General features: G+C 69.2%; 14 protein-coding genes. 3 read left to right on the top strand and 11 right to left on the bottom strand.

The genetic code is table 11. The annotated features are described in order from the left end of the window. Positions 1 to 294: 294 nt before the first annotated feature. Complete coding sequence (locus ACZ64A_RS00935; RefSeq protein ID WP_469807331.1) at positions 295 to 1386, top strand: LCP family protein; 1092 nt, start codon at positions 295 to 297, stop codon at positions 1384 to 1386. 49 nt (positions 1387 to 1435) lie between these two features. Here ACZ64A_RS00935 and ACZ64A_RS00930 read toward each other — a convergent pair whose 3' ends face one another. Continuing rightward, positions 1436 to 2539: a DUF8189 domain-containing protein gene (locus ACZ64A_RS00930; RefSeq protein ID WP_469807330.1), complete on the bottom strand. Its 1104-nt coding sequence runs from the start codon at positions 2537 to 2539 to the stop codon at positions 1436 to 1438. A 207-nt stretch (positions 2540 to 2746) separates the two neighbouring features. Between ACZ64A_RS00930 and ACZ64A_RS00925 the strand changes: the two genes are divergently transcribed. Next, positions 2747 to 3127: a PIN domain-containing protein gene (locus ACZ64A_RS00925; RefSeq protein ID WP_469807329.1), complete on the top strand. Its 381-nt coding sequence runs from the start codon at positions 2747 to 2749 to the stop codon at positions 3125 to 3127. A 7-nt stretch (positions 3128 to 3134) separates the two neighbouring features. Here the strand turns inward: ACZ64A_RS00925 and ACZ64A_RS00920 are convergent, their stop codons facing one another. From ACZ64A_RS00920 to ngcE, 9 genes are all read right to left on the bottom strand, one after another. Next, positions 3135 to 4658, bottom strand: a complete 1524-nt coding sequence (locus tag ACZ64A_RS00920) for an amino acid permease (protein ID WP_469807327.1) — start codon at positions 4656 to 4658, stop codon at positions 3135 to 3137. Between the two features lie 143 nt (positions 4659 to 4801). Next, positions 4802 to 6721 carry a 1-deoxy-D-xylulose-5-phosphate synthase gene (dxs, locus tag ACZ64A_RS00915; protein ID WP_469807326.1) on the bottom strand — a complete coding sequence of 640 codons (1920 nt, stop codon included), beginning with the start codon at positions 6719 to 6721 and terminating at the stop codon, positions 4802 to 4804. A 221-nt stretch (positions 6722 to 6942) separates the two neighbouring features. Further along, the gene (locus tag ACZ64A_RS00910) at positions 6943 to 8235 is read right to left on the bottom strand and encodes a sugar ABC transporter permease (protein ID WP_469807324.1); all 1293 of its coding nucleotides are present in this window, start codon (positions 8233 to 8235) and stop codon (positions 6943 to 6945) included. Continuing rightward, positions 8232 to 9032, bottom strand: a complete 801-nt coding sequence (locus ACZ64A_RS00905) for an ATP-binding cassette domain-containing protein (protein ID WP_469807322.1) — start codon at positions 9030 to 9032, stop codon at positions 8232 to 8234. The genes ACZ64A_RS00910 and ACZ64A_RS00905 overlap by 4 nt, the downstream gene beginning before the upstream one ends. A gap of 204 nt (positions 9033 to 9236) precedes the next feature. Further along, the gene (locus tag ACZ64A_RS00900; protein ID WP_469809017.1) at positions 9237 to 10343 is read right to left on the bottom strand and encodes a sugar ABC transporter substrate-binding protein; all 1107 of its coding nucleotides are present in this window, start codon (positions 10341 to 10343) and stop codon (positions 9237 to 9239) included. 133 nt (positions 10344 to 10476) lie between these two features. Further along, a complete protein-coding gene (locus ACZ64A_RS00895) occupies positions 10477 to 11676 on the bottom strand; it encodes an ROK family transcriptional regulator (protein ID WP_469807320.1) in 1200 nt (399 codons plus the stop codon). Positions 11677 to 12008: 332 nt separating this feature from the next. Continuing rightward, complete coding sequence (locus ACZ64A_RS00890) at positions 12009 to 12932, bottom strand: carbohydrate ABC transporter permease (protein ID WP_469807318.1); 924 nt, start codon at positions 12930 to 12932, stop codon at positions 12009 to 12011. Further along, the gene (locus ACZ64A_RS00885; RefSeq protein ID WP_469807316.1) at positions 12932 to 13858 is read right to left on the bottom strand and encodes a carbohydrate ABC transporter permease; all 927 of its coding nucleotides are present in this window, start codon (positions 13856 to 13858) and stop codon (positions 12932 to 12934) included. Before ACZ64A_RS00885 ends, ACZ64A_RS00890 begins: the two co-directional genes overlap by 1 nt. Before the next feature lie 87 nt (positions 13859 to 13945). Continuing rightward, positions 13946 to 15400, bottom strand: coding sequence for an N-acetylglucosamine/diacetylchitobiose ABC transporter substrate-binding protein (gene ngcE, locus ACZ64A_RS00880; RefSeq protein ID WP_469807314.1), 1455 nt, complete (start codon positions 15398 to 15400; stop codon positions 13946 to 13948). A 433-nt stretch (positions 15401 to 15833) separates the two neighbouring features. Here ngcE and ACZ64A_RS00875 point away from each other — a divergent pair, with 433 nt between their 5' ends. Further along, positions 15834 to 19640 (top strand): GH92 family glycosyl hydrolase, encoded by a 3807-nt coding sequence (locus ACZ64A_RS00875; RefSeq protein WP_469807312.1) that lies wholly within the window; start codon positions 15834 to 15836, stop codon positions 19638 to 19640. Between the two features lie 48 nt (positions 19641 to 19688). Here the strand turns inward: ACZ64A_RS00875 and ACZ64A_RS00870 are convergent, their stop codons facing one another. Beyond that, positions 19689 to 20141, bottom strand: a complete 453-nt coding sequence (locus tag ACZ64A_RS00870) for a hypothetical protein (protein ID WP_469807310.1) — start codon at positions 20139 to 20141, stop codon at positions 19689 to 19691. Positions 20142 to 20161 lie beyond the last annotated feature (20 nt).

The following is a 20161-nucleotide window of genomic DNA, read 5'->3' as shown; positions in this document are numbered from 1 at the left end:
CCCGCCCTCGCGGCCTCCCGGCCGGATCGGCGGTACCGCCGCCGTGACCTGGGCAAATCCCCCTCTACCAAGATTCACAGCTTCGCTACATCTTATGTCACACTTACGAGTGGTCAAGGACTCTTAATGTGACGTTCATTTCGATCTCGCAGTATGGTCACCCGCTCCCCAAGACGGTGCTTCCCGTTGCCTATAGTTCTGACACTGCTTGACAGGAACAGTGGGCCGGCCTCCCCCCACCCGGGCCCGAACCCTCCGCCGAGGCGGAGCCCGTGAGGAGAGGAACGCAAGGCAATGACGCAACGCGCCACCAGCGAGCCCCGGCGTGCCCGCCGGTCCCCGGCGAACGGCAGCCGGCGGCGGCAACAGGGCGGCAAGCGACGCTGGGGCCGCATCGTGCTGCTGTCCCTCGTCGTCCTCCTGCTAGCCGCGGGCGGTACCGGCTACTGGCTCTACCGGGACCTCGACGGGAACATCAAGGGCGTCGACATCGACCGGGCGATCGGTGACGACCGGCCCGCCAAGCTGCCGACGTCCGGTCAGAACATCCTGATCCTGGGCTCCGACTCACGCGCCGGCGCCAACGCCTCCCTCGGCACGGGCAACGTGGCCGGGGCCCGTTCCGACACCGCCCTGGTGATGCACATACCGCAGGGCCGCACGCGAGCCGTCGCCGTGAGCATCCCGCGCGACACCCTCGTCACCCGGCCCACGTGCACGAAGAAGGACGGCACCGAGGTGGCCTCCGCCAGGCGCGTGATGTTCAACTCCATTTACTCGCAGGTGGGTCCGGCCTGCGTGGTCAAGACGGTGGAAGCTGTTTCCGGGGTCCGCATGGACCACTACGTCGAGATCGACTTCGCCGGTTTCAAGGGCCTGGTGGACGCCATCGGCGGCGTGACCGTCACCGTCGACCAGGACATCCACGACTCCTCCAGCGGCCTGAACCTGACCGCGGGGACCCACCGGTTGGACGGGACGCAGTCGCTGCAGTTCGTCCGCACGCGCCACGGCATCGGCGACGGCAGCGACCTGGGACGTATCGGTCTCCAGCAGAAGTTCATGCTCGCCCTGCTGTCCGAGATAAAGAAGCAGGACCTGCTGGGCAGCCCCACCAAGACGTACAAGATCGCGGACGAGCTCACCGCGGCGCTCACCACCGACTCCGACCTGGCCTCGCTCACCAAGCTGGCGGAGTTCGGCCGCAGCATGAACGGCGTCGACCCGGCCGACATGGAGACGATCATGCTGCCGGTGGCGTACGACAAGGTCGACCCGAACCGGGTGGTGGCCGCCGAGCCCCAGGCGTCGCAGCTGTGGAAGGCGGTCCGCGCCGACGACGACATTCCCGAGAGCGCGAAGAAGTCGCCCGCCAAGGGCGGTTGAGCCGCTCCTCCCCCGCGGGCTCAGCGCTCCCCGCTGCCGGTCCGGCGCATCACAGCCGGGACCACCGGGTGAGACTGAGCCCCGGGCCCTCCTCCTGGCGGGCCACCTTCGGTACACCATCGGTGCCGATCAGCGCCATCACCACGTGTCCGCGGCCGTCGCGTGCCAGGGCGGGCGCGCCCTGGCACGACTCTCCCAGCGCGTACCACCAGAACCCGCCGGCTTCGTTCTCCGTGGCACCCATGCCGAACACGGCGGAGCCGTCCGGGTCCGCATAGGCGAGCACGACCCAGTCGTGACCATCGAGCGGGGTGCGCAGCGCGGCATAGGGGCGCCGGGCCCAGGACGCGCCGAGCGTGGCCGGCCACTGACCGATCCGCCAGGCCGCAGCGGCGCCGCTGTCGGCGTCCGACCAGAAGAACGTGGCGCGCTCCGGTCCGGTCTCCAGGGCGGTGACCGTGCCCGGCGCCGGGCGCAGCGAGAAGCCGCGTGGTCCCGTGAAGTCGCCGCCCGGAGTCGCCTGACGCCAGATCAGAAGCCCTGTCTCCGCGGCGGCGCACACCTCCAGCCGCCCACCGCTCAGGGCGATCGGCACCGGCAGCGCGTCGATGCCGTTGCCCCCGAGGTCCTCCCAGGCCCGCCACTTGCCGTTCGGGGCTTCCCGACGCAGCATCAGCGCGCCGAACGCCCCGCGCGCGAAGACGTGCACGATGCCGTCCGCGGCGACCGCGCCCACCGGTGGGCCCAGCTCACGTCCCTGTTCCCGGTCCGCGTGGGGGTTGCCGAGCGAACGCCAGTCGGTGACGGCGAAGCCGGTCTGGTACTGGATGGCGTGCACGAGGTCCACGGTCCGCGCGCCGTCGGCTCCGGCCCGCTCCCTGCGGCCGAGCAGGTGGACATAGGTGTCCGCACCCTGCACCACGGTCAGATCGGTGAGCCCCGGCGCGGCGATGAAGTGCGGGTCGCCCCAGTCGGGGCCGCCGACCGCCGTCTCGGTCCATCTCAGGAGTCCGCCGTCCGCGGGGGCGTACAGCGTGAGCCGGCCGTCCTTGCCCCGGGTGAGCCAGTTTCCATGGGCCGCGCCGGACGCACGGCGCGTCCGCTCCTCGACCGAGCCGGCGGCGCCCGTGGGACCGGTCGGCTTTCTCCGCATGGCCTGGTGCACCTTCCTGAATCCCGCCGCATCCGGCACCGGGGAACCTGAGACGGGGACATCATATGCAGTTCGCTCAGACGTTCCCCCAAGGCTGCCGGCCGTAGGCCCCGCGGCCCCGCCGTGCTCATGAGAGCCACGTGGGCGCGCGCCGCGCCCCCCCGCCCGTCCCGCCCCTGCTCCGGCCCCGCGTGCGAGGCTGGGCTCATGGACGACAGCGCTCCCCTGCTCGTGATCGTCGACGGTGCCAACGTCGTCGGGTCGGTGCCCGACGGGTGGTGGCGTGACCGGCGCGGGGCCGCCGAGCGGCTGCGGGACCGGCTGGCGGCGCGGGGGCTGCCCGGGTACGGCGGTGACGGCGGCGCCGTGGACATCGTCCTCGTCGTCGAGGGCGCCGCCCGCGGTGTGGCCTCCGTGCCCGGCGTCCATGTCGAGGACGCCCCCGGCAGCGGCGACGACCACATGGTCGACCTGGTCGCCCGCGCCGCGGGCAGGCGCTGTCTGGTCGTCACCGCCGACCGCGAACTGCGCCGCCGGGTCACGGAACTGGGCGCGGAGGTCACCGGGCCACGGTCGGTACGCGACTGAGCCGCGCTCAGGTCCGGCTGCCGGGCCCGGCCCCGGGGGCGTGCTCCGCAGGGGCCCGTTCGCCCCGGGCCAGACGGCTGTGGCTGCGGCCGTACAGGAAGTAGACGACGAAGCCGATCGCCATCCAGATGCCGAAGCGGACCCAGGTCTCGGCCGGCAGGTTGAGCATCAGCCACAGCGAGGCCAGCACCGACAGGATCGGGATCACGGGCACCCACGGGGTGCGGAAGGCGCGGGGCAGCTCGGGGCGGGAGCGCCGCAGGATGATCACACCGATGGCGACCACCACGAACGCGAACAGCGTGCCGATGTTCACCAGCTCGGCCAGCTCGCTCAGCGGGGTGAAGCCGGCGAGGATCGCGATGAGCACACCGAGCAGGATCGTCGGCCGGTGCGGGGTCCTGAACCGCGGGTGGACGTGCGAGAAGAAGCGCGGCAGCAGTCCGTCGCGGCTCATCGCGAAGAAGACCCGGGTCTGGCCCAGCAGCAGGATCATGCAGACGGTGGTCAGGCCGACCGCGGCGCCGAAGCTGATCAGGCCCGCGAACCACGGGTGCCCGGTGGACTTGAAGGCGTCGGCGAGCGGCGCGGTGATGGACAGCTTGGTGTAGTGCTCCATGCCGGTCACGACGATCGACACGGCGACGTAGAGCGCCGTGCAGATGAACAGCGAGCCGAGGATGCCGCGCGGCATGTCGCGCTGCGGGTTCCTGGTCTCCTCGGCGGCCGTGGCGACGACGTCGAAACCGATGAAGGCGAAGAAGACGACGGACGCCGCGGTGAAGATGCCCATCACACCGAAGTTGGACGGCGCCCAGCCGAAGATGAGCTGGATCAGCGGCGCCTTGAGGTCGCCGCCCGCCTCCACCGGCTTCTGCGGCGGGATGAAGGGGTGGTAGTTGTTGCCGTTGACCAGGAAGGCACCCGCGATGATGACGATCAGGACGACCGTCACCTTGATCGCGACGACGACCGAGGTCACCCGCGCGGAGAGCTTGGTGCCGACCACGAGGATGCCGGTGAGGACGAGGACGAGCGCGGCCGCGAGGATGTCGAAGCCGAAGCCGTGGGCGCCGTCGCGTGTGCCCAGCGCCGCGGGCAGGTGCCAGCCGGCGTTGTCCAGCAGCGAGGCAATGTAACCGGACCAGCCGACGGCCACCACCGCCGTGCCGAGCGCGAACTCCAGCACGAGGTCCCAGCCGATGATCCAGGCGGGGAACTCGCCCAGGGAGGCGTAGGAGAAGGTGTACGCGGACCCGGCGACCGGGACGGTGGAGGCGAACTCGGCGTAGCACAGCGCGGCCAGGGCGCAGACCACGCCCGCCACGACGAAGGCGAGCGCCGTCGCCGGACCCGCGTTGTTCTTGGCGACCGTACCGGTGAGCACGAAGATGCCGGTGCCGATGATCACACCGACGCCGAAGACGGTCAGGTCCAGCGCCGACAGGGACTTCTTGAGCGCATGCTCGGGTTCCTCGGTGTCGGCGATCGACTGTTCGACCCTTTTCGTCCGGAAGAGGGTGCTGCTCACGGTGACCTCCCACGCTGTGTCGTCCTCGACAGGGTCGAGAGGGGGTGTGGTGCGTATGCCCCACCGTGGGCCTCATCACGCAAACGGGCCGGTCGCACCACTCTTCACAGTGGCGCAACCGGCCCATTCCGGCACGTCGGCGGTCAGTCGCGGACCGGCTCCACCTCGGCGGCGGCCCGTTCGAACCGGCCGTCGAGCTTGGCCACGAGGCCCGTGACCTGGCGTGCGATGTCCGGCGCGGTCAGCCCGATCTCGGCCAGCACCTCGGCGCGGGAGGCGTGGTCGAGGAAGCGCGGCGGGATGCCGAAGTCGCGCAGCGGCACGTCCACCCCGGCGTCGCGCAGGGCCTGCGCGATCGCGGAGCCGACGCCGCCGACGCGGCTGTTGTCCTCGACGGTGACGACGACCCGGTGGCGCTCGGCGAGGGGGGCCATCGCCTCGTCCACGGGCTTGACCCAGCGCGGGTCGACGACGGTGGTGGAGATGCCCTGCTTGTCCAGCAGGGCGGCGATCTCCAGGCACATCGGGGCGAGGGCGCCGACCGAGACCAGCAGCACGTCGGGCCGGTCCGTGCCCGGCTCGCGCAGCACGTCCATGCCGCCGACCCGGCCCACGGCCGGTACGGCGGGGCCGACGGCGCCCTTGGAGAAGCGCACGACGGTCGGCGCGTCCTTGACCTCGACGGCCTCCCGCAGCTGGGCGCGGACCTGGTCGGCGTCGCGCGGCGCGGCGAGCCGCAGGCCGGGCACGACCTGGAGGATCGACATGTCCCACATGCCGTTGTGCGAGGCGCCGTCGGTTCCGGTGACGCCGGCCCGGTCCAGCACGAACGTCACCCCGCACTTGTGCAGGGCCACGTCCATGAGGACCTGGTCGAAGGCGCGGTTGAGGAAGGTGGCGTACACCGCGAAGACGGGGTGCAGCCCGCCGTGGGCGAGGCCGGCCGCGGAGACGGCGCCGTGCTGCTCGGCGATGCCGACGTCGTAGACCCGCTCCGGGAACGCCTTGGCGAACCGGTCCAGGCCGACGGGCTGGAGCATCGCGGCCGTGATGGCGACGATGTCCTTGCGCTCCTTGCCGAGCTTGACCATCTCGTCGCCGAAGACGCTCGTCCAGTCGGCGCCGGAGGTGGCGATCGGCAGGCCCGTGTCGGGGTGGATCTTGCCGACGGCGTGGAAGCGGTCGGCCTCGTCCTGCAGGGCGGGCTGGTAGCCGCGGCCCTTCTCGGTGAGGCAGTGCACGATCACCGGGCCGCCGAAGCGCTTGGCGCGGGCCAGCGCGGACTCCAGGGCCTCGATGTCGTGGCCGTCGATCGGGCCGACGTACTTCAGGCCGAGGTCCTCGAACATGCCCTGCGGGGTGATGAAGTCCTTCAGCCCCTTCTTCGCGCCGTGCAGCGTGTCGTAGAGGGGGCGGCCGACGACCGGGGTGCGCTCGAGGAGGTCCTTGGTGCGGGCCAGGAAGCGCTCGTAGCCGTCGGTGGTGCGCAGGGTCGCCAGGTGGTTCGCGAGGCCGCCGATGGTCGGCGCGTAGGAGCGCTCGTTGTCGTTGACGACGATGACGAGCGGGCGGTCCTTGGCGTCGGCGATGTTGTTCAGCGCCTCCCAGGCCATACCGCCGGTCAGCGCGCCGTCACCGATGACGGCGGCGACGTGGGCGTCCCGCTTGAGCAGCTGGTTGGCCTTGGCGATGCCGTCGGCCCAGCCGAGCACCGTGGAGGCGTGGCTGTTCTCGATGACGTCGTGCTCGGACTCCGCCTGCGAGGGGTAGCCGGACAGGCCGCCCTTCATCTTCAGCTTCGAGAAGTCCTGCCGGCCGGTGAGCAGCTTGTGCACGTAGGACTGGTGGCCGGTGTCCCACAGCACCTTGTCCTTGGGCGACTCGAAGACGCGGTGCAGGGCGATGGTCAGCTCCACCACGCCGAGGTTCGGACCGAGGTGGCCGCCGGTCTTGGAGACCGCCTCGACGAGGAAGGTCCGGATCTCCCCGGCCAGCTGGTCCAGCTCCTCCAGGCTGAGCCGGTCCAGATCGCGCGGTCCCGTGATGCGGGTCAGCAGCGGCACCCGTGCCTCCTTGCAGTAGAGCTGATCGAGCAATTGCCGGGCTTGTCGAGTCTAATGTTCCGCCCGCGGAAACGATGTCCGCCCCCATGACACGGCAGTCGCCCGGTGCCTGACAGGCACCGGGCGACTTGACCCTCTCAGGGGCGCGGGGAACTGCGCGACCAGCCACGGACTACCCGCACCCGGCGTACCTCCGCACCCCTACGGCTCCCCGGGGAACGCTATGCGCGACCCGCGGTCTTCTGCGTCTTACGGGTGATGGAGTCGATGACCACCGTGGTCAGCAGCACAGCCGCCGTGATCATGTACTTCACCGGCTCCGCGATGGACTCCAGCTGCAGCCCGTACTGGATGGACACGATCACCAGCACACCGAGCAGCGCGTTCCACGTCCGCCCACGGCCGCCGAACAGCGATGTACCGCCGATGACGGCCGCGGCGATCGCGTTCATCAGCAGGTCACCGGTGCCGGCGCTCTGGTTGGCGGAGGCGATCTTCGAGGCCAGGAACAGGCCGCCGATCGCCGCGAACCCACCGGAGATCGCGAACACGGAGATCCGCACGGCGGTGACGTTGATACCCGCACGCCGGGAGGCCTCGACGCTGCCGCCGAGCGCGAACACCTTGCGGCCGTAGGTGGTACGGCGCAGCAAAAAGTCCGTGGCGATCAGGAACACGAGGAAGATAACCGTGGCCAGCGGCAGGCCCTTGTACTGGTTGTACATGTACGCCGCGGCGAAGGAGATCACCCCGAGCAGCACCGTCCGCAGCACGGTGTCGCTCAGCGGCCGGGACGGGATGCCCGCGGCCTCGCGGCGCCGGTTGCCGAGGAAGGAGGAGAGGAAGAACACGACCACGATCACCGCGGCCAGCCCGTAGGCGGCGGCCACGTCCGTGAAGAAGTACGTGGTCAGCTTGCCGATGAAGCCCTCGCTGTCGAGGTTGATCGTGCCGTTCTCGCCGAGGATCTTCAGCATGAAGCCGAGCCAGAACAGCAGACCGGCCAGGGTGACGGCGAAGGCCGGGGCGCCGAGGACGGCGAAGAAGAAGCCGTGTGCGGCGCCGATGGCGCAGCCGGCGACGACGGCGAGGACCACGGCCGCCCATTCGGGCCAGCCCTGGTTGACGGCGAGGACCGCGGCGATGGCACTGGCCGCGCCGCTGACCGAGCCGACCGCCAGGTCGATCTCGCCGAGCAGCAGCACGAACACGATGCCGACGGAGATCATGCCCGTGCCGACCATCGTGACGGTGATGTCGCTGATGTTCTGCGAGGACAGGAACTCGGAGTTCAGGCTCTGGAAGACGACACAGATGATGATCAGGCCGAGGATGACGGGCATGGAGCCCAGCTCGCCCGCCTTCAGCTTGCGCTTGAACTCACCCAGGTAGCCCGCGAGACCCTGCTCACGGACGAGGAGGCGGGGGTCGACGGCGACGTCGGCGCCGGCGGCCGCCTCGGGGTTCACGACCTGCTCGTCCTGCGTGGTCGCGGAGGTCTTGTCGATACTCACTTGGAAACCTCCCCGGTCGCGCTGGTCGTGCGGGCCGCACGGCGGGTCACTGCGTTGTCGGTGGCGCCGGTGATGGCGGAGATGATCTCTTCCTGCGAGGTCGTCTTGACCTCGAAGACACCGTTGTTACGGCCGAGACGCAGCACCGCGACCTTGTCGGCGACGGCCTTGACGTCGGCCATGTTGTGGCTGATGAGGATGACGGCGTGCCCGCGCTCGCGCAGCCGCTCCACCAGGTCGAGCACCTGTGCGGTCTGCTCGACGCCGAGGGCGGCGGTGGGCTCGTCGAGGATGACCAGCTTGGGCTCGCCGAGCATGGAACGCGCGATGGCCACGGTCTGGCGCTGACCGCCGGAGAGCGAGGCGATCGGGATCCGGACGCTGGGTATGCGGATCGAGAGGGTGCGCAGCAGTTCCTGCGAGCGCCGCTCCATCTCGACCTCGTCGAGGACGCCCCACTTCCTCAGCTCACGGCCGAGGAAGAGGTTGCCGACGACATCGATGTTGTCGCAGAGCGCGAGGTCCTGGTAGACCGTCGCGATGCCCAGGGCCTGGGCGTCGTGCGGCCTGCCGATCGAGACCTTCTTGCCCTCCCATTCGATGGCGCCCTCATCGATGGGGTGCACGCCGGCGATCGTCTTGACCAGCGTGGACTTTCCGGCGCCGTTGTCGCCCACCAGGGCGACCACTTCACCGGCGTGGACCTCAAGCTCTACGTCGGTGAGCGCCTGAACGGCACCGAACCGCTTGGAGACCCCGCGCAACGCCAGCACGGGCGTAGCGGACACGTGAACCATCTCCTTCGCCGCCTGACCCGGCGGAAGGGTTGTGCAGAAGAGTTATGGGGGGTGTTCCGTCCGGCGCCCCGCCACTGAGCTTGCGGGGCTGTCCGATGCGCGGGGCGCCGGAGGAGCGGGGAAGCAGCGTGTGCTGCTTGTGGGGGGCCGGTCCGCGTGCGCCGGGCTGCTCGGGGCGGCTCGGCGGGCGCGGACGGCCGCGGCTTACTTCAGACCGATCTTGTCGCAGGCCGCCTTGTACTTGGCGGTGCAGATCTCGTCGACGGTGTAGATGCCGTCCTTGACGACGGTGTCCTTGATGTTGGCCTGGGTCAGCGAGGTGACCGGGACCAGGACGGACGGGACGTCCTTGGCGCTGGCGCTGTTGACCTTGTCCTTGGCGATGGAGTCGAGCGACTTGCCCTGGGCGAGCGCGACGGCCATCTCGGCGGCGGCGTCGGCCTCCGGCGCGTACGGCTTGTAGACGCTCATGTACTGGTCGCCGGCGACGATGCGCTGCACGCCCGCGAGCTCGGCGTCCTGACCGGTGACCGGGACCTGGAGACCGGCGGCCTTGAGGGCGGTGATGATACCGCCGGCCATGCCGTCGTTGGCGGAGTAGACGCCCGCGATGTTGTTCTTGCCGACCGCGGAGATCGCGGCCTCCATCTCGGAGTTGGCGTTGTCCGGCGACCACTCCTTGGTGTCGTACTCCTTGGCGATGGTGACCTTGGGGTCGAGGACCGAGTGGGCGCCCTGCTTGAACTGGGCCGCGTTCGGGTCGGTGACCGAGCCGTTGATCATGACGATCTTGGAGGCCTTGGTGGCCTTGTTGCCCAGGGCCTTCAGCAGGGCGTTGCCCTGGGTCTTGCCGACCTCGACGTTGTCGAACGAGGTGTAGCCGCTGATCGGGCCCTCGGCGAGGCGGTCGTAGGCGACGACCTTGATGCCGGCGTCGACGGCCTTCTTGACGGAGTTCTGGATGGCCTTGGCGTCGACCGCGTCCAGGATCAGCACGTCCACCTTGTTGGTGATCATGGTGTCGACCTGCTGCGCCTGGAGGTTGGCGTCCTGGCGGGCGTTGTTGTACTGGATGGTCGCCTTGCCGCCGGTCAGCTCCTTGATCTTCTTCTCGATCAGGGGCCGGTCGAACTTCTCGTAGCGGGCGGTCTTGTTCTCCGGCAGGAGCAGACCGACCTTGATGTTGCCGCCCTTGGCGGCGGCGGAGCCGGACGACTCGGTCTTGCTGCCGCCGGACTCCTTGGCGCTGCCACAGGCGGCGAGCGAAACAGCCATTGCACCAGCGGCCACGGCCACGGCGGCACGACGCATACGCGTGTTCACTTCAAAAACCTCCCTGACGAGGCCGCGTCGTTGCGGCCGAGGTGGCTGGAAGTCAACTCGGCCACACGTACGACGTCAAGAAGTAAATCCTTAACGAGATGGCAACGGTGCCATCCGTTCTCTAAGTGAAGGCAGGCACTGCCGCAGTCGGCGTGCCGTCCAAAAGTGTCGAATCGCCCATCTCGCTGAGTGCGAGCGCGAGCGCTCCGAGCACCTCCGCACGGCCCCCAAGTGCCCCCGGGAGAACGGACAGTTGGCGCGCCGCGCTGGGGATCGCGTAGCGGCCGACGGACTCCCTGATCGGCCCGAGCACAAGCTCACCGGCCTCGGCGAGATCACCGCCCAGGACCACCCGGCTCGGGTTCAGCAAGTTGCAGAGATTGGCCACTCCACTGCCGATGTGGCGGCCGACGTCGGCGATCACCCGACGGCAGCCCGGGTCCCCGTCCCTGGCCAGCCGTACGACGCCCTCCATGGTGAGGTCGGTGCCGTGGCTGGACTGGAGCAGCGGCAGCACATAGCGCGCGGCCGCGAAGGTCTCCAGGCAGCCGCGGTTCCCGCAGCGGCAGACCGGTCCGGATTCATCAAGAGTAATATGTCCGATTTCTCCCGCAGTGCCACCCGGGCCGCGGTAGATCTTGCCGTCGATCACCAGACCGGCGCCCACGCCGCTGGCGACCTTGATGTACGCGAGGTCGCGCACGCCCCTGCCACTGCCCCAGACCAGCTCGCCGAGGGCACCGAGGTTGGCGTCGTTGTCCACGTACACGGGCACGCCCAGGCGGCCCTTGAGCTCCTCGGCGGGCTTGGTGCCGGTCCAGCCGGGCAGGATCGCGGTGGACCCCAGGGTGCCGGACTCGACGTCGATCGGCCCCGGTACGCCGAGGCCCACGCCGGCGACTTTGGACCGGTCGACCCCCGTTGCTGCGATCAGGCGATTCACCAGCTCCTCGGCCCGGTCCAGGCCCTGCGCGGAGGAGGCGTCGACGTCCAGCGGCTCGGACTCCTCGGCGAGCACCTGGTGGGCGAGGTTGCCCACGGCGACCCGCAGGTGGGTGTGCCCGAAGTCGACGCCGACGACGATGCCCGCGTCGCCGCTGAGGCTGACGCTGCGGGCCCTGCGCCCGCCCGCCGAGGTGGGCGTGACCTCGACCGTTCCGCCGTCCTTGAGTTCCCGGACGATGTTGGAGACCGTTGCCGCGGACAGGCCCGTGGTCCTCGCGATCTCCGCCTGGGTGAGCGATCCCGCCAGCCGAACGGCGCGTACGACCCGCTCCAGGTTGGCTCGGTGCAGCGACGACTGCGACCCCGGAGTCTCCACGACGACCTCCTGCGCACGGGACCGCTTCGATGAGGCCCCGCTCTATGTCCAACTAGTGAACTCTAAGCTGAGCTGTTCGGGGTGACTCCCGTCAAGAGGTTGAACACTTTCCACCTCCGTGCACAACCCCTCACGGGGAGTCTCCGACGGCGGAACGGCACGCGTCCACACGGTCGCACAGGGCTACGGAGAGCGTGGGGGCGGGGGCGCCGTCCGGGCCGGTGATTTCGGCACCGGAGTACCCCGAAACGCCCCGGAGCACCCCTCGCACGCGTACGCCGCCCCCTGAGGAGCGGCGTACGTCGTCCGGTGCGGCCCGCCGGCCGCCGGGGCTACTTCAGCGCCCCCGCGGTCAGCCCCTGGACCACCTGGCGCTGGAAGACGATGTACGCCGCCAGGACCGGCAGCATCGCCATCACCAGGCCCGCGAAGAGACCCGACCAGTCGCCCTTGTAGCCCTGGCTCACGGCCAGCTGGACCAGGCCCTGGGTGAGGACCCGCTTGTCGGGGTCGGTGTTCAGGACCGTCGGGAGCATGTACTGGTTCCACTGGCCCAGGAAGTTGAAGATGCCCACGCTGATCAGGCCCGGCTTGGCCATCGGGAGCATGATCTGGAAGAACGTCCGGCTGTGCGAGGCGCCGTCCACGAACGCCGCCTCCGCCACCGACGACGGCAGCGTGCGGAAGAACGCGGTCAGGAAGAACACCGTGAACGGCAGCGAGTACGCGATGTACACGAGGATCAGGCCGTGGATGGTGTTCAGCAGCCCCATGTTGTTCACGACGTAGAACAGCGGGACCAGCGCCAGCATGATCGGGAAGCTCATGCCGCCGACGAACAGGTAGTAGATGAAGCGGTTGCCGGGGAAGTCGAACCGGGCCAGCACGTACGCCGCCATCGAGCCCAGCACCAGCGTGCCGATGAGCGAGCCCCCGACCACCAGGACGGTGTTCAGGAAGTAGTCGCTCATATGGGCGTCGGTCCAGGCCCGCGCCCAGTTGTCGAAGTGCAGCTTGTCCGGCAGCGACCAGGGCGAGCCGAAGATGGAGCTGTCGTCCTTGAAGGACGTCATCACCGCCCACAGCAGCGGCATGACCACCATGATCGCCCAGATGACCAGGATGCCGTGCGAGAAGACGTTGAGGGCGCCGCCCTCCTTCTTCGCCGCGCGCGGCTTGTTCGCCGGTACGTCCACCTTGGTGAGCGGCAGGCCCGACTCGGCCGGGATCGGGGCGGGGGACTCGGTCGTCTTCATCAGAACTCCAGCCGCTCGCGCCGGCCCAGCCGCATCACGACGGCCGCGAAGGCCAGCGTGACGACGAGCAGGGCGACGCCGATCGTGGTGGCGTAGGCGGCCTGCCCGTCACGGAACGCCTTCTGGTACACGTACAGGACCATGACGGTGGTCGAGTAGTCGGGGCCGCCCGGTCCGGTCGTCATGATCTGCACGACCGCGAACGACTCGGCGCCGAGCGCCAGGATGCCCATGTACACCCAGCCCGACTGCACGGTGTCCCACAACAGGGGCAGCGTGATTTGGAAGAACGTGGTGAAGCGGTTCGCCCCGTCCAGCAGCGCCGCCTCGTACAGGTCCGCCGGGATCGACGCCATGCCCGCGGAGAACAGCACCACGAAGAAGCCGACCGTCGACCAGACCAGAACGGCCATCACGCACCACAGGGCCAGGTCCGGATCGCCCAGCCACAGCGGCTGCACGCTGTCCAGCCCGATGCCCCGCAGGATCGAGTTGATGGCGCCGCTCTCCGGGTTGTACGCGAAGGCGAAGAGCAGGGCGACGATCGCGATGGAGAGCACCTGCGGGAAGAAGTACACGATTTTGTAGAACGACGACCCCCGGACGCCGGTGATGACCGGCCCGCCCTTTCTCCGCCGGCCGCCCACATTGATCATGAAGGCGAAGAACAGCGCCAGACCGAGTGTCACCAGCGGCAGCACCAGGGCGAACAACAGGCTGTGCTGCAACGACTTCCAGAAGATCTCGTCGTCGAGCATCCTCTTGTAGTTGTCGAAGCCGACCATCTTGAATTCGGGGCTCAGGCCCGTCCAGTCCGTGAACGAGTAGTAGATGGACTGGATGAAGGGCCACACCACGAACAGGGCGTACAGCCCCAGGGGAACCGCCAGGAACCCCACGATGAACCGGTATTTACCGTGCTGCATTACTACCGACCCCGATCTCTGGGCGGGCACTGCCGCCAGAACCGCCCGGGCTGGTCAGGGCGCCGGGCGGAATCTGGTGACGGTTCGTCACTGGTGCTTGTAGTGCTTGATCGAGCTGTCCTTGGCGGCCTCGTCGGCGAAGCCCTGGATCTTCTTGATGGCCTCGGCCGGGGTGAGGCGGCCGGCCATCATCTCGCCGAGACCGGCCACGCCGATCTTCTCCTTCTGCAGCTGCACGTACCAGTCCTGCAGGCGCGGGTTCACCACGTTCTGTCCGGCCTTGTCCAGCGCCGCCACGCCCGACTTCAGACCGGGCGTGAGGGTGATGCCGTCGGTGCCGCCGTTGTACGCGGTCAGCGACTTCACCTTGGCGGTGAAGTTCTTCGAGGAGGCCTCGCTGAGCATGATGCGCAGCTGCTCCATGCCGCCGGTGCCGTTCTTGGCCTTGGCCGGCACGATGAACGGCTCGCCGCCGGAGGCCCAGATGGTGCCGAAGGGCATCTTGTCGGAGGCGTCCAGGCCGGTCGGCGCGGACACGGCGAGGTTGAAGTCGGCCGGGATGACGTTGGCCGACTCGTTCTCCACCCAGGAGCCGTTCGGGATGAACAGCGCCTTGCCCTTGGCCCACGCGGTCTGCGACTGGATGTGGTCCAGGCCCGGGGTGCCCTGGAGGACGTAGCCCTTCTTGTACAGCTCGTAGTACGCCTCGAAGCAGGCCTTGACGGCCGGGTGCTTCCAGGCGTTCGGCTCGAGGTTGTCGATGGCGTCGAGGACCTCGCGGCCGCCGACCTTGCCGATCATCGGGTACAGGGAGAAGGGCAGGTAGTAGGGGTACTTGCCGGCATACGTCCAGCCGGCCATGCCCTTCTTCTTGGCCTTCTCGCACACCGCGAGCATCTGGTCCCAGGTCTCGGGGTACTTCTCGTCGAGCGAGTCCAGCGCCTTCTGCGAGTACCAGACGCCGTAGACGGTGTAGGCGTAGTACAGGATCCAGACCTGCTGGCCGTCGAACTGGCCCATCTCCACGATGCCCGGGCGCAGGGTGTCGCGGACCTTCTTCTTCGGGTCGTCGAAGGACGGGGCGTCCAGCAGCGGGGTGAGGTCGGCGAGCTGGCTCTTGCCGACCAGGACGCCCATGTCCATCTGCTCGGCGCCGGAGTTGTCGATGAGGTCCGGCGGGTTGCCCTGGTTGAAGCGGGGCTGCAGGGTGGACTGGATCCTCTGGGTGGCGGAGAACTTGACGTGCGCCTTGGGGAAGTTCTTGGCGTAGATCTTCGTCGCGTCCTCGGCGTACTCCTTGCCGAAACCGCCGTCGAAGAGGACGAACTCCATCTGGGCGGTGTCATTGACGCCCAGCGGATTCTGGGCCGTCTTCTTGCCCGCCTTCGCCTTCTCGTTGTTGTCGCTGCCGCCGCCGCTGGCACACGCGGACAAGAAGCCCATCGCGGGCACGGACACCAGGCCCAGCGCGGCTGACCGCTTGATCAGAGCGCGTCGGCCGACACCGCCGGTGCCGTTGTTTGCTGCGGAAGTGGATCCCATGCTCAAGTCCTCGCCTTCTCACAGGACTCAGGCGGTGAACCGGATCCTCCCCGGCACCGCGGTCGGGTCAAGCAGGGTGAAGCAGGTGGAACAGCAGTGGAACAGGGTGGAGCGGGGGTACAGCAGGAGGTCGCGCGAAAGGTCGTAAGCGGGTGTGCTGCGAGGTCGTGCAGATCGTGTGAATCGCCGACAGGTATAGTCCACTTCCGGCCGCCGGAGCAAGATCGAATGCAAGGTTGGCCATGGGTCTTTTCCGAGTTGAGACCTCGCGGAAATATGAACCGCCTGTGGATCCCGTGCCGGAAAAAGTACCGACATAGCCCCCGAACGGCGCACTCAACACCCTTGACACCCCTGGCCACTTCACCCCCTACTGGTTCCTGCGCGATGAACCTGACAACGTTGTCCACTGCGCAGGGAGGGTGTGTCGTCGATGCAGCGCAGAACTCGGCACAGATACGGTCCGGCGGTCGTTCTCACGGCCGCCTTCGTCATGACGGCAGGCGCCCAGGGGGCGGCGGTGGCGCTCCCCCGGCAGGCCCCGGCCACCGAGAAGTCCTTCGCCTCGTCCTTCGAGGCGGGCGATCCGGCGCCCGACTGGCTCAACACCGTGGACACCGCGCCCGACGGCGGCAAGCGTGCGTCCGGCGTGGACGGCGGCTACGCGAGCGGCATACCTGGCAACGTCACCGACCATGTCACGGACGTGCGCGCGAGCGGGGAGAACACGGGCGCGGGCGAGGTGAAGGAGAACCTCGTCGACGGCGAACCGAGCACCAAGTGGCTCACCTTCGAGCCGACGGGCTGGGTCGAGTTCGACCTGGACAAACCGCAGAAAATCACCACGTACGCGCTCACCTCGGCCAATGACGCCGCCGAACGCGACCCCAGGGACTGGACCCTGAAGGGCTCGACCGACGGCAAGGACTGGAAGACGCTCGACACCCGCTCCGCAGAATCCTTCGGCGAACGGTTCCGGACGAAGACGTACGACCTGGCCGAGCCCGCCGAGTACGCGCACTTCCGGCTCGAGATCACGCGGAACAACGGTGCGGACATCCTGCAGATGGCCGACGTGCAGTTCTCCACCGGCGCCGCGGACGAGCCGGTGCCCCGGGACATGCTCTCGCTCGTCGACCGCGGCCCGAGCGGATCGCCGACGGCGAAGGCGGGCGCCGGATTCACCGGAAAGCGCGCCCTGCGTTACGCCGGACGCCACACCGCCGACGGCCGGGCCTACTCCGTCAACAAGGTCTTCGACGTGAACGTGCGCGTCACCCGGGCCACGCAGCTGTCCTACCGGATCTTCCCGTCGATGGCCGACGGCGACCGCGACTACGACGCCACGAACGTCTCCGTGGATCTCGCCTTCACCGACGGCACGTATCTGAGCGGCCTGGGCGCCACCGACCAGCACGGGTTCGCCCTCACCCCGCAGGGCCAGGGCGCGGCGAAGGTGCTCTACGTCAACCAGTGGAACAACGTGGTCGCGGCGATCGGCTCGGTCGCGGCCGGCAGGACCGTCGACCGGATCCTGGTGGCGTACGACTCCCCGAAGGGCCCGGCCCGCTTCCGCGGCTGGCTGGACGACATCGCCCTCAAGCCCGTGGCGCCCGAGCGCCCCAAGGCGCACCTGTCGGACTACGCGCTGACCACCCGCGGCACCCACTCCAGCGGCGGCTTCTCCCGCGGCAACGACTTCCCGGCGACCGCGATGCCGCACGGCTTCAACTTCTGGACGCCGGTCACCAACGCGGGCTCGCTGAGCTGGCTGTACGACTACGCCCGGATGAACAACGCCGACAACCTGCCCACCGTCCAGGCGTTCAGCGCGAGCCATGAGCCGAGCCCGTGGATGGGCGACCGGCAGACCTTCCAGGTGATGCCGTCGCTCACGCCCGGCACCCCGGACACCTCGCGTGCCGGGCGGGCCCTGCCCTTCCGGCACGAGAACGAGACCGCGCGGCCGTACTACTACGGGGTGCGGTTCGAGAACGGCCTGAAGGCCGAGATGGCGCCCACGGACCACGCGGCCGCACTGCGCTTCACCTTCCCCGGTGACGACGCGAGCGTGCTGTTCGACAACGTCACCGAGCAGGCGGGCCTGACCCTCGACAAGGAGCACGGGACCGTCACCGGCTTCTCGGACGTGAAGTCCGGGCTGTCCACCGGCGCGACCCGGCTGTTCGTGTACGGCGTCTTCGACCGGCCGGTGACGGCCGGTTCGTCGAGCGGCGTGCAGGGCTGGCTGCGCTTCGACGCCGGGGAGGACCGCACGGTCACCCTGCGCCTGGCGACCTCCCTCATCAGTGTCGACCAGGCCAAGGACAACCTCCGCCAGGAGATCCCCGATGGCATGTCCTTCGACGGGGTGAAGAACCGCGCCCGCAAGGCCTGGGACGGTCTCCTCGGCCGCGTCGAGGTGGAGGGCGCGACCCCGGACCAGCTGACCACCCTGTACTCCAGCCTCTACCGGCTGTACCTGTACCCGAACTCCGGCTTCGAGAAGGTCGGCGGCAAGGACCGGTACGCCTCGCCCTTCTCCCCCATGCCGGCCCAGGACACCCCGACGCACACCGGCGCGAAGATCGTCGACGGCACGGTGTACGTCAACAACGGCTTCTGGGACACCTACCGCACCACCTGGCCGGCGTACTCGTTCCTGACGCCCACGCAGGCCGGCGAACTGGTCGACGGGTTCGTGCAGCAGTACAAGGACGGCGGCTGGACCTCGCGCTGGTCCTCCCCCGGCTACGCCGACCTGATGACCGGCACCTCCTCGGACGTGGCGTTCGCCGACGCCTACGTCAAGGGCGTCCGCTTCGACGCGAAGGCGGCGTACGACGCGGCCGTGAAGAACGCCACGGTCGTCCCGCCCGTCTCGGGCGTGGGCCGCAAGGGCATGGCGACCTCGCCGTTCCTCGGCTACACGAGCACCGACACGCACGAGGGCCTGTCCTGGGCGCTGGAGGGCTACCTCAACGACTACGGCATCGCGAAGATGGGCCAGAAGCTGTACGCGCAGACCGGTGAGAAGCGCTACCAGGAGGAGTCGGAGTACTTCCTCAACCGCGCCCGCGACTACGTCGACCTCTTCGATCCCAAGGCCGGCTTCTTCCAGGGCCGGGACACGAAGGGCAACTGGCGGGTGGCGTCGGAGAAGTACGACCCACGCGTATGGGGCTACGACTACACCGAGACCAACGGCTGGGGCTACGCCTTCACCGCCCCGCAGGACAGCCGGGGCCTGGCCAACCTCTACGGCGGCCGCGCGGGACTCGGCGACAAGCTCGACCAGTACTTCGCCACCCCGGAGACCGCCTCGCCCGAGGTCGTCGGTTCCTACGGCGGTGTCATCCACGAGATGACGGAGGCCCGGGACGTCCGCATGGGCATGTACGGGCACTCCAACCAGGTCGCCCACCACGTGATCTACATGTACGACGCGGCCGGGCAGCCGTGGAAGGCGCAGGAGAAGGTCCGCGAGGTGCTGTCCCGGCTGTACGTCGGCAGCGAGATCGGGCAGGGCTACCACGGCGACGAGGACAACGGCGAGCAGTCGGCCTGGTACCTGTTCTCCGCGCTCGGGTTCTACCCGCTGGTCATGGGCAGCGGCGAGTACGCCGTCGGCTCCCCGCTGTTCACGAAGGCGACCGTGCACCTGGAGAACGGCCGTGACCTGGTGGTGAAGGCGCCGGAGAACAGCGCCCGCAACATCTATGTGCAGGGCCTGAAGGTGAACGGCCGCACCTGGACGTCCACCGCGCTCCCCCACTCCCTACTGGCCCGCGGCGGAGTGCTGGAGTTCGACATGGGCCCGCGCCCGTCGGCGTGGGGCACCGGCGAGAACGCGGCGCCCGCTTCGATCACGACCGACGACAAGGCACCCACCCCGCGCGCGGACGTGCTGAAGGGCGACGGCGCCCTGTTCGACGACACCTCGGCGACCGAGGCCGCGGTGACGACGGCCGACCTGCCGGTCACCGGCCGCACCGAGGCCGTCCAGTACACCCTGACCTCGCCGAAGGACCACACGAAGGCACCGTCCGGCTGGCGCCTGGAGGGCTCCGCCGACGGCACCACCTGGCAGACCCTCGACGAACGCTCCGGTGAATCCTTCACCTGGGACCGGCAGACCCGGGCGTTCACGGTGGGCCACCCCGGCGCGTACGAGAAGTACCGCCTGGTCCTGACCGGTGAGGCGACGCTGGCGGAGGTCGAACTGCTCGCGGGTCCCTGACGGTACGGCCGGCACCGGCCTCGGGCATCGGTGCCGGCCGTCCCACGGTCAGCCGTACAGCTGCACGAGGGCCGCCAGCAGGAGGGCCGCCGCGGTCGACAGCGCCAGGACCCGGTAGCGGTCCCAGACGGCGAGGGCGAGGGCGGAGCACCAGAGCCCGCCGGTGAGGACGACGGCGCCCGGACCGGCGAGCGTCTGGGCGGCGGCCAGCGGCACCGGCGCCAGAAACACGGTCGGCGGGACGATCACCAGGCGCGGTCGGATGTCCAGCGCCTTGTAGACGGTCACCAGCACGGCTACGGCCACCATGACGGTGAGCGGCACGAACGCCAGACCCCACCAGGTGACGCACAGGCTGTCGGTACCCCCGCACTCCCGGCTGTTGCGCCGGTCGGTCCAGGCCCTGAACTGCTCGGCCCCCAGGGCCAGAACCGCCCCGGTGACCGCCACGCCGACCAGGCGGGGCAGCACGGGGCGGATCCGTGTGCGGACGGTGTTCATGCCGCCAGCTTTCCCGAACG

It is taken from the genome of Streptomyces sp. NPDC104814 (assembly GCF_055583185.1).
The sequence above is the reverse complement of the archived record's forward strand: the minus strand, read 5'-3'. Positions and strand labels throughout refer to the sequence as shown.

What these genes read in the sequence shown, in the direction of transcription:
- ACZ64A_RS00935 (WP_469807331.1), top strand. Translation starts at nt 295, where the DNA reads ATGACGCAACGCGCCACCAGCGAGCCCCGGCGTGCCCGCCGGTCCCCG.
- ACZ64A_RS00930 (WP_469807330.1), bottom strand. Translation starts at nt 2,539, where the DNA reads ATGCGGAGAAAGCCGACCGGTCCCACGGGCGCCGCCGGCTCGGTCGAG.
- ACZ64A_RS00925 (WP_469807329.1), top strand. Translation starts at nt 2,747, where the DNA reads ATGGACGACAGCGCTCCCCTGCTCGTGATCGTCGACGGTGCCAACGTC.
- ACZ64A_RS00905 (WP_469807322.1), bottom strand. Translation starts at nt 9,032, where the DNA reads ATGGTTCACGTGTCCGCTACGCCCGTGCTGGCGTTGCGCGGGGTCTCC.
- ACZ64A_RS00900 (WP_469809017.1), bottom strand. Translation starts at nt 10,343, where the DNA reads ATGCGTCGTGCCGCCGTGGCCGTGGCCGCTGGTGCAATGGCTGTTTCG.
- ACZ64A_RS00890 (WP_469807318.1), bottom strand. Translation starts at nt 12,932, where the DNA reads ATGAAGACGACCGAGTCCCCCGCCCCGATCCCGGCCGAGTCGGGCCTG.
- ACZ64A_RS00885 (WP_469807316.1), bottom strand. Translation starts at nt 13,858, where the DNA reads ATGCAGCACGGTAAATACCGGTTCATCGTGGGGTTCCTGGCGGTTCCC.
- ngcE (WP_469807314.1), bottom strand. Translation starts at nt 15,400, where the DNA reads ATGGGATCCACTTCCGCAGCAAACAACGGCACCGGCGGTGTCGGCCGA.
- ACZ64A_RS00875 (WP_469807312.1), top strand. Translation starts at nt 15,834, where the DNA reads ATGCAGCGCAGAACTCGGCACAGATACGGTCCGGCGGTCGTTCTCACG.
- ACZ64A_RS00870 (WP_469807310.1), bottom strand. Translation starts at nt 20,141, where the DNA reads ATGAACACCGTCCGCACACGGATCCGCCCCGTGCTGCCCCGCCTGGTC.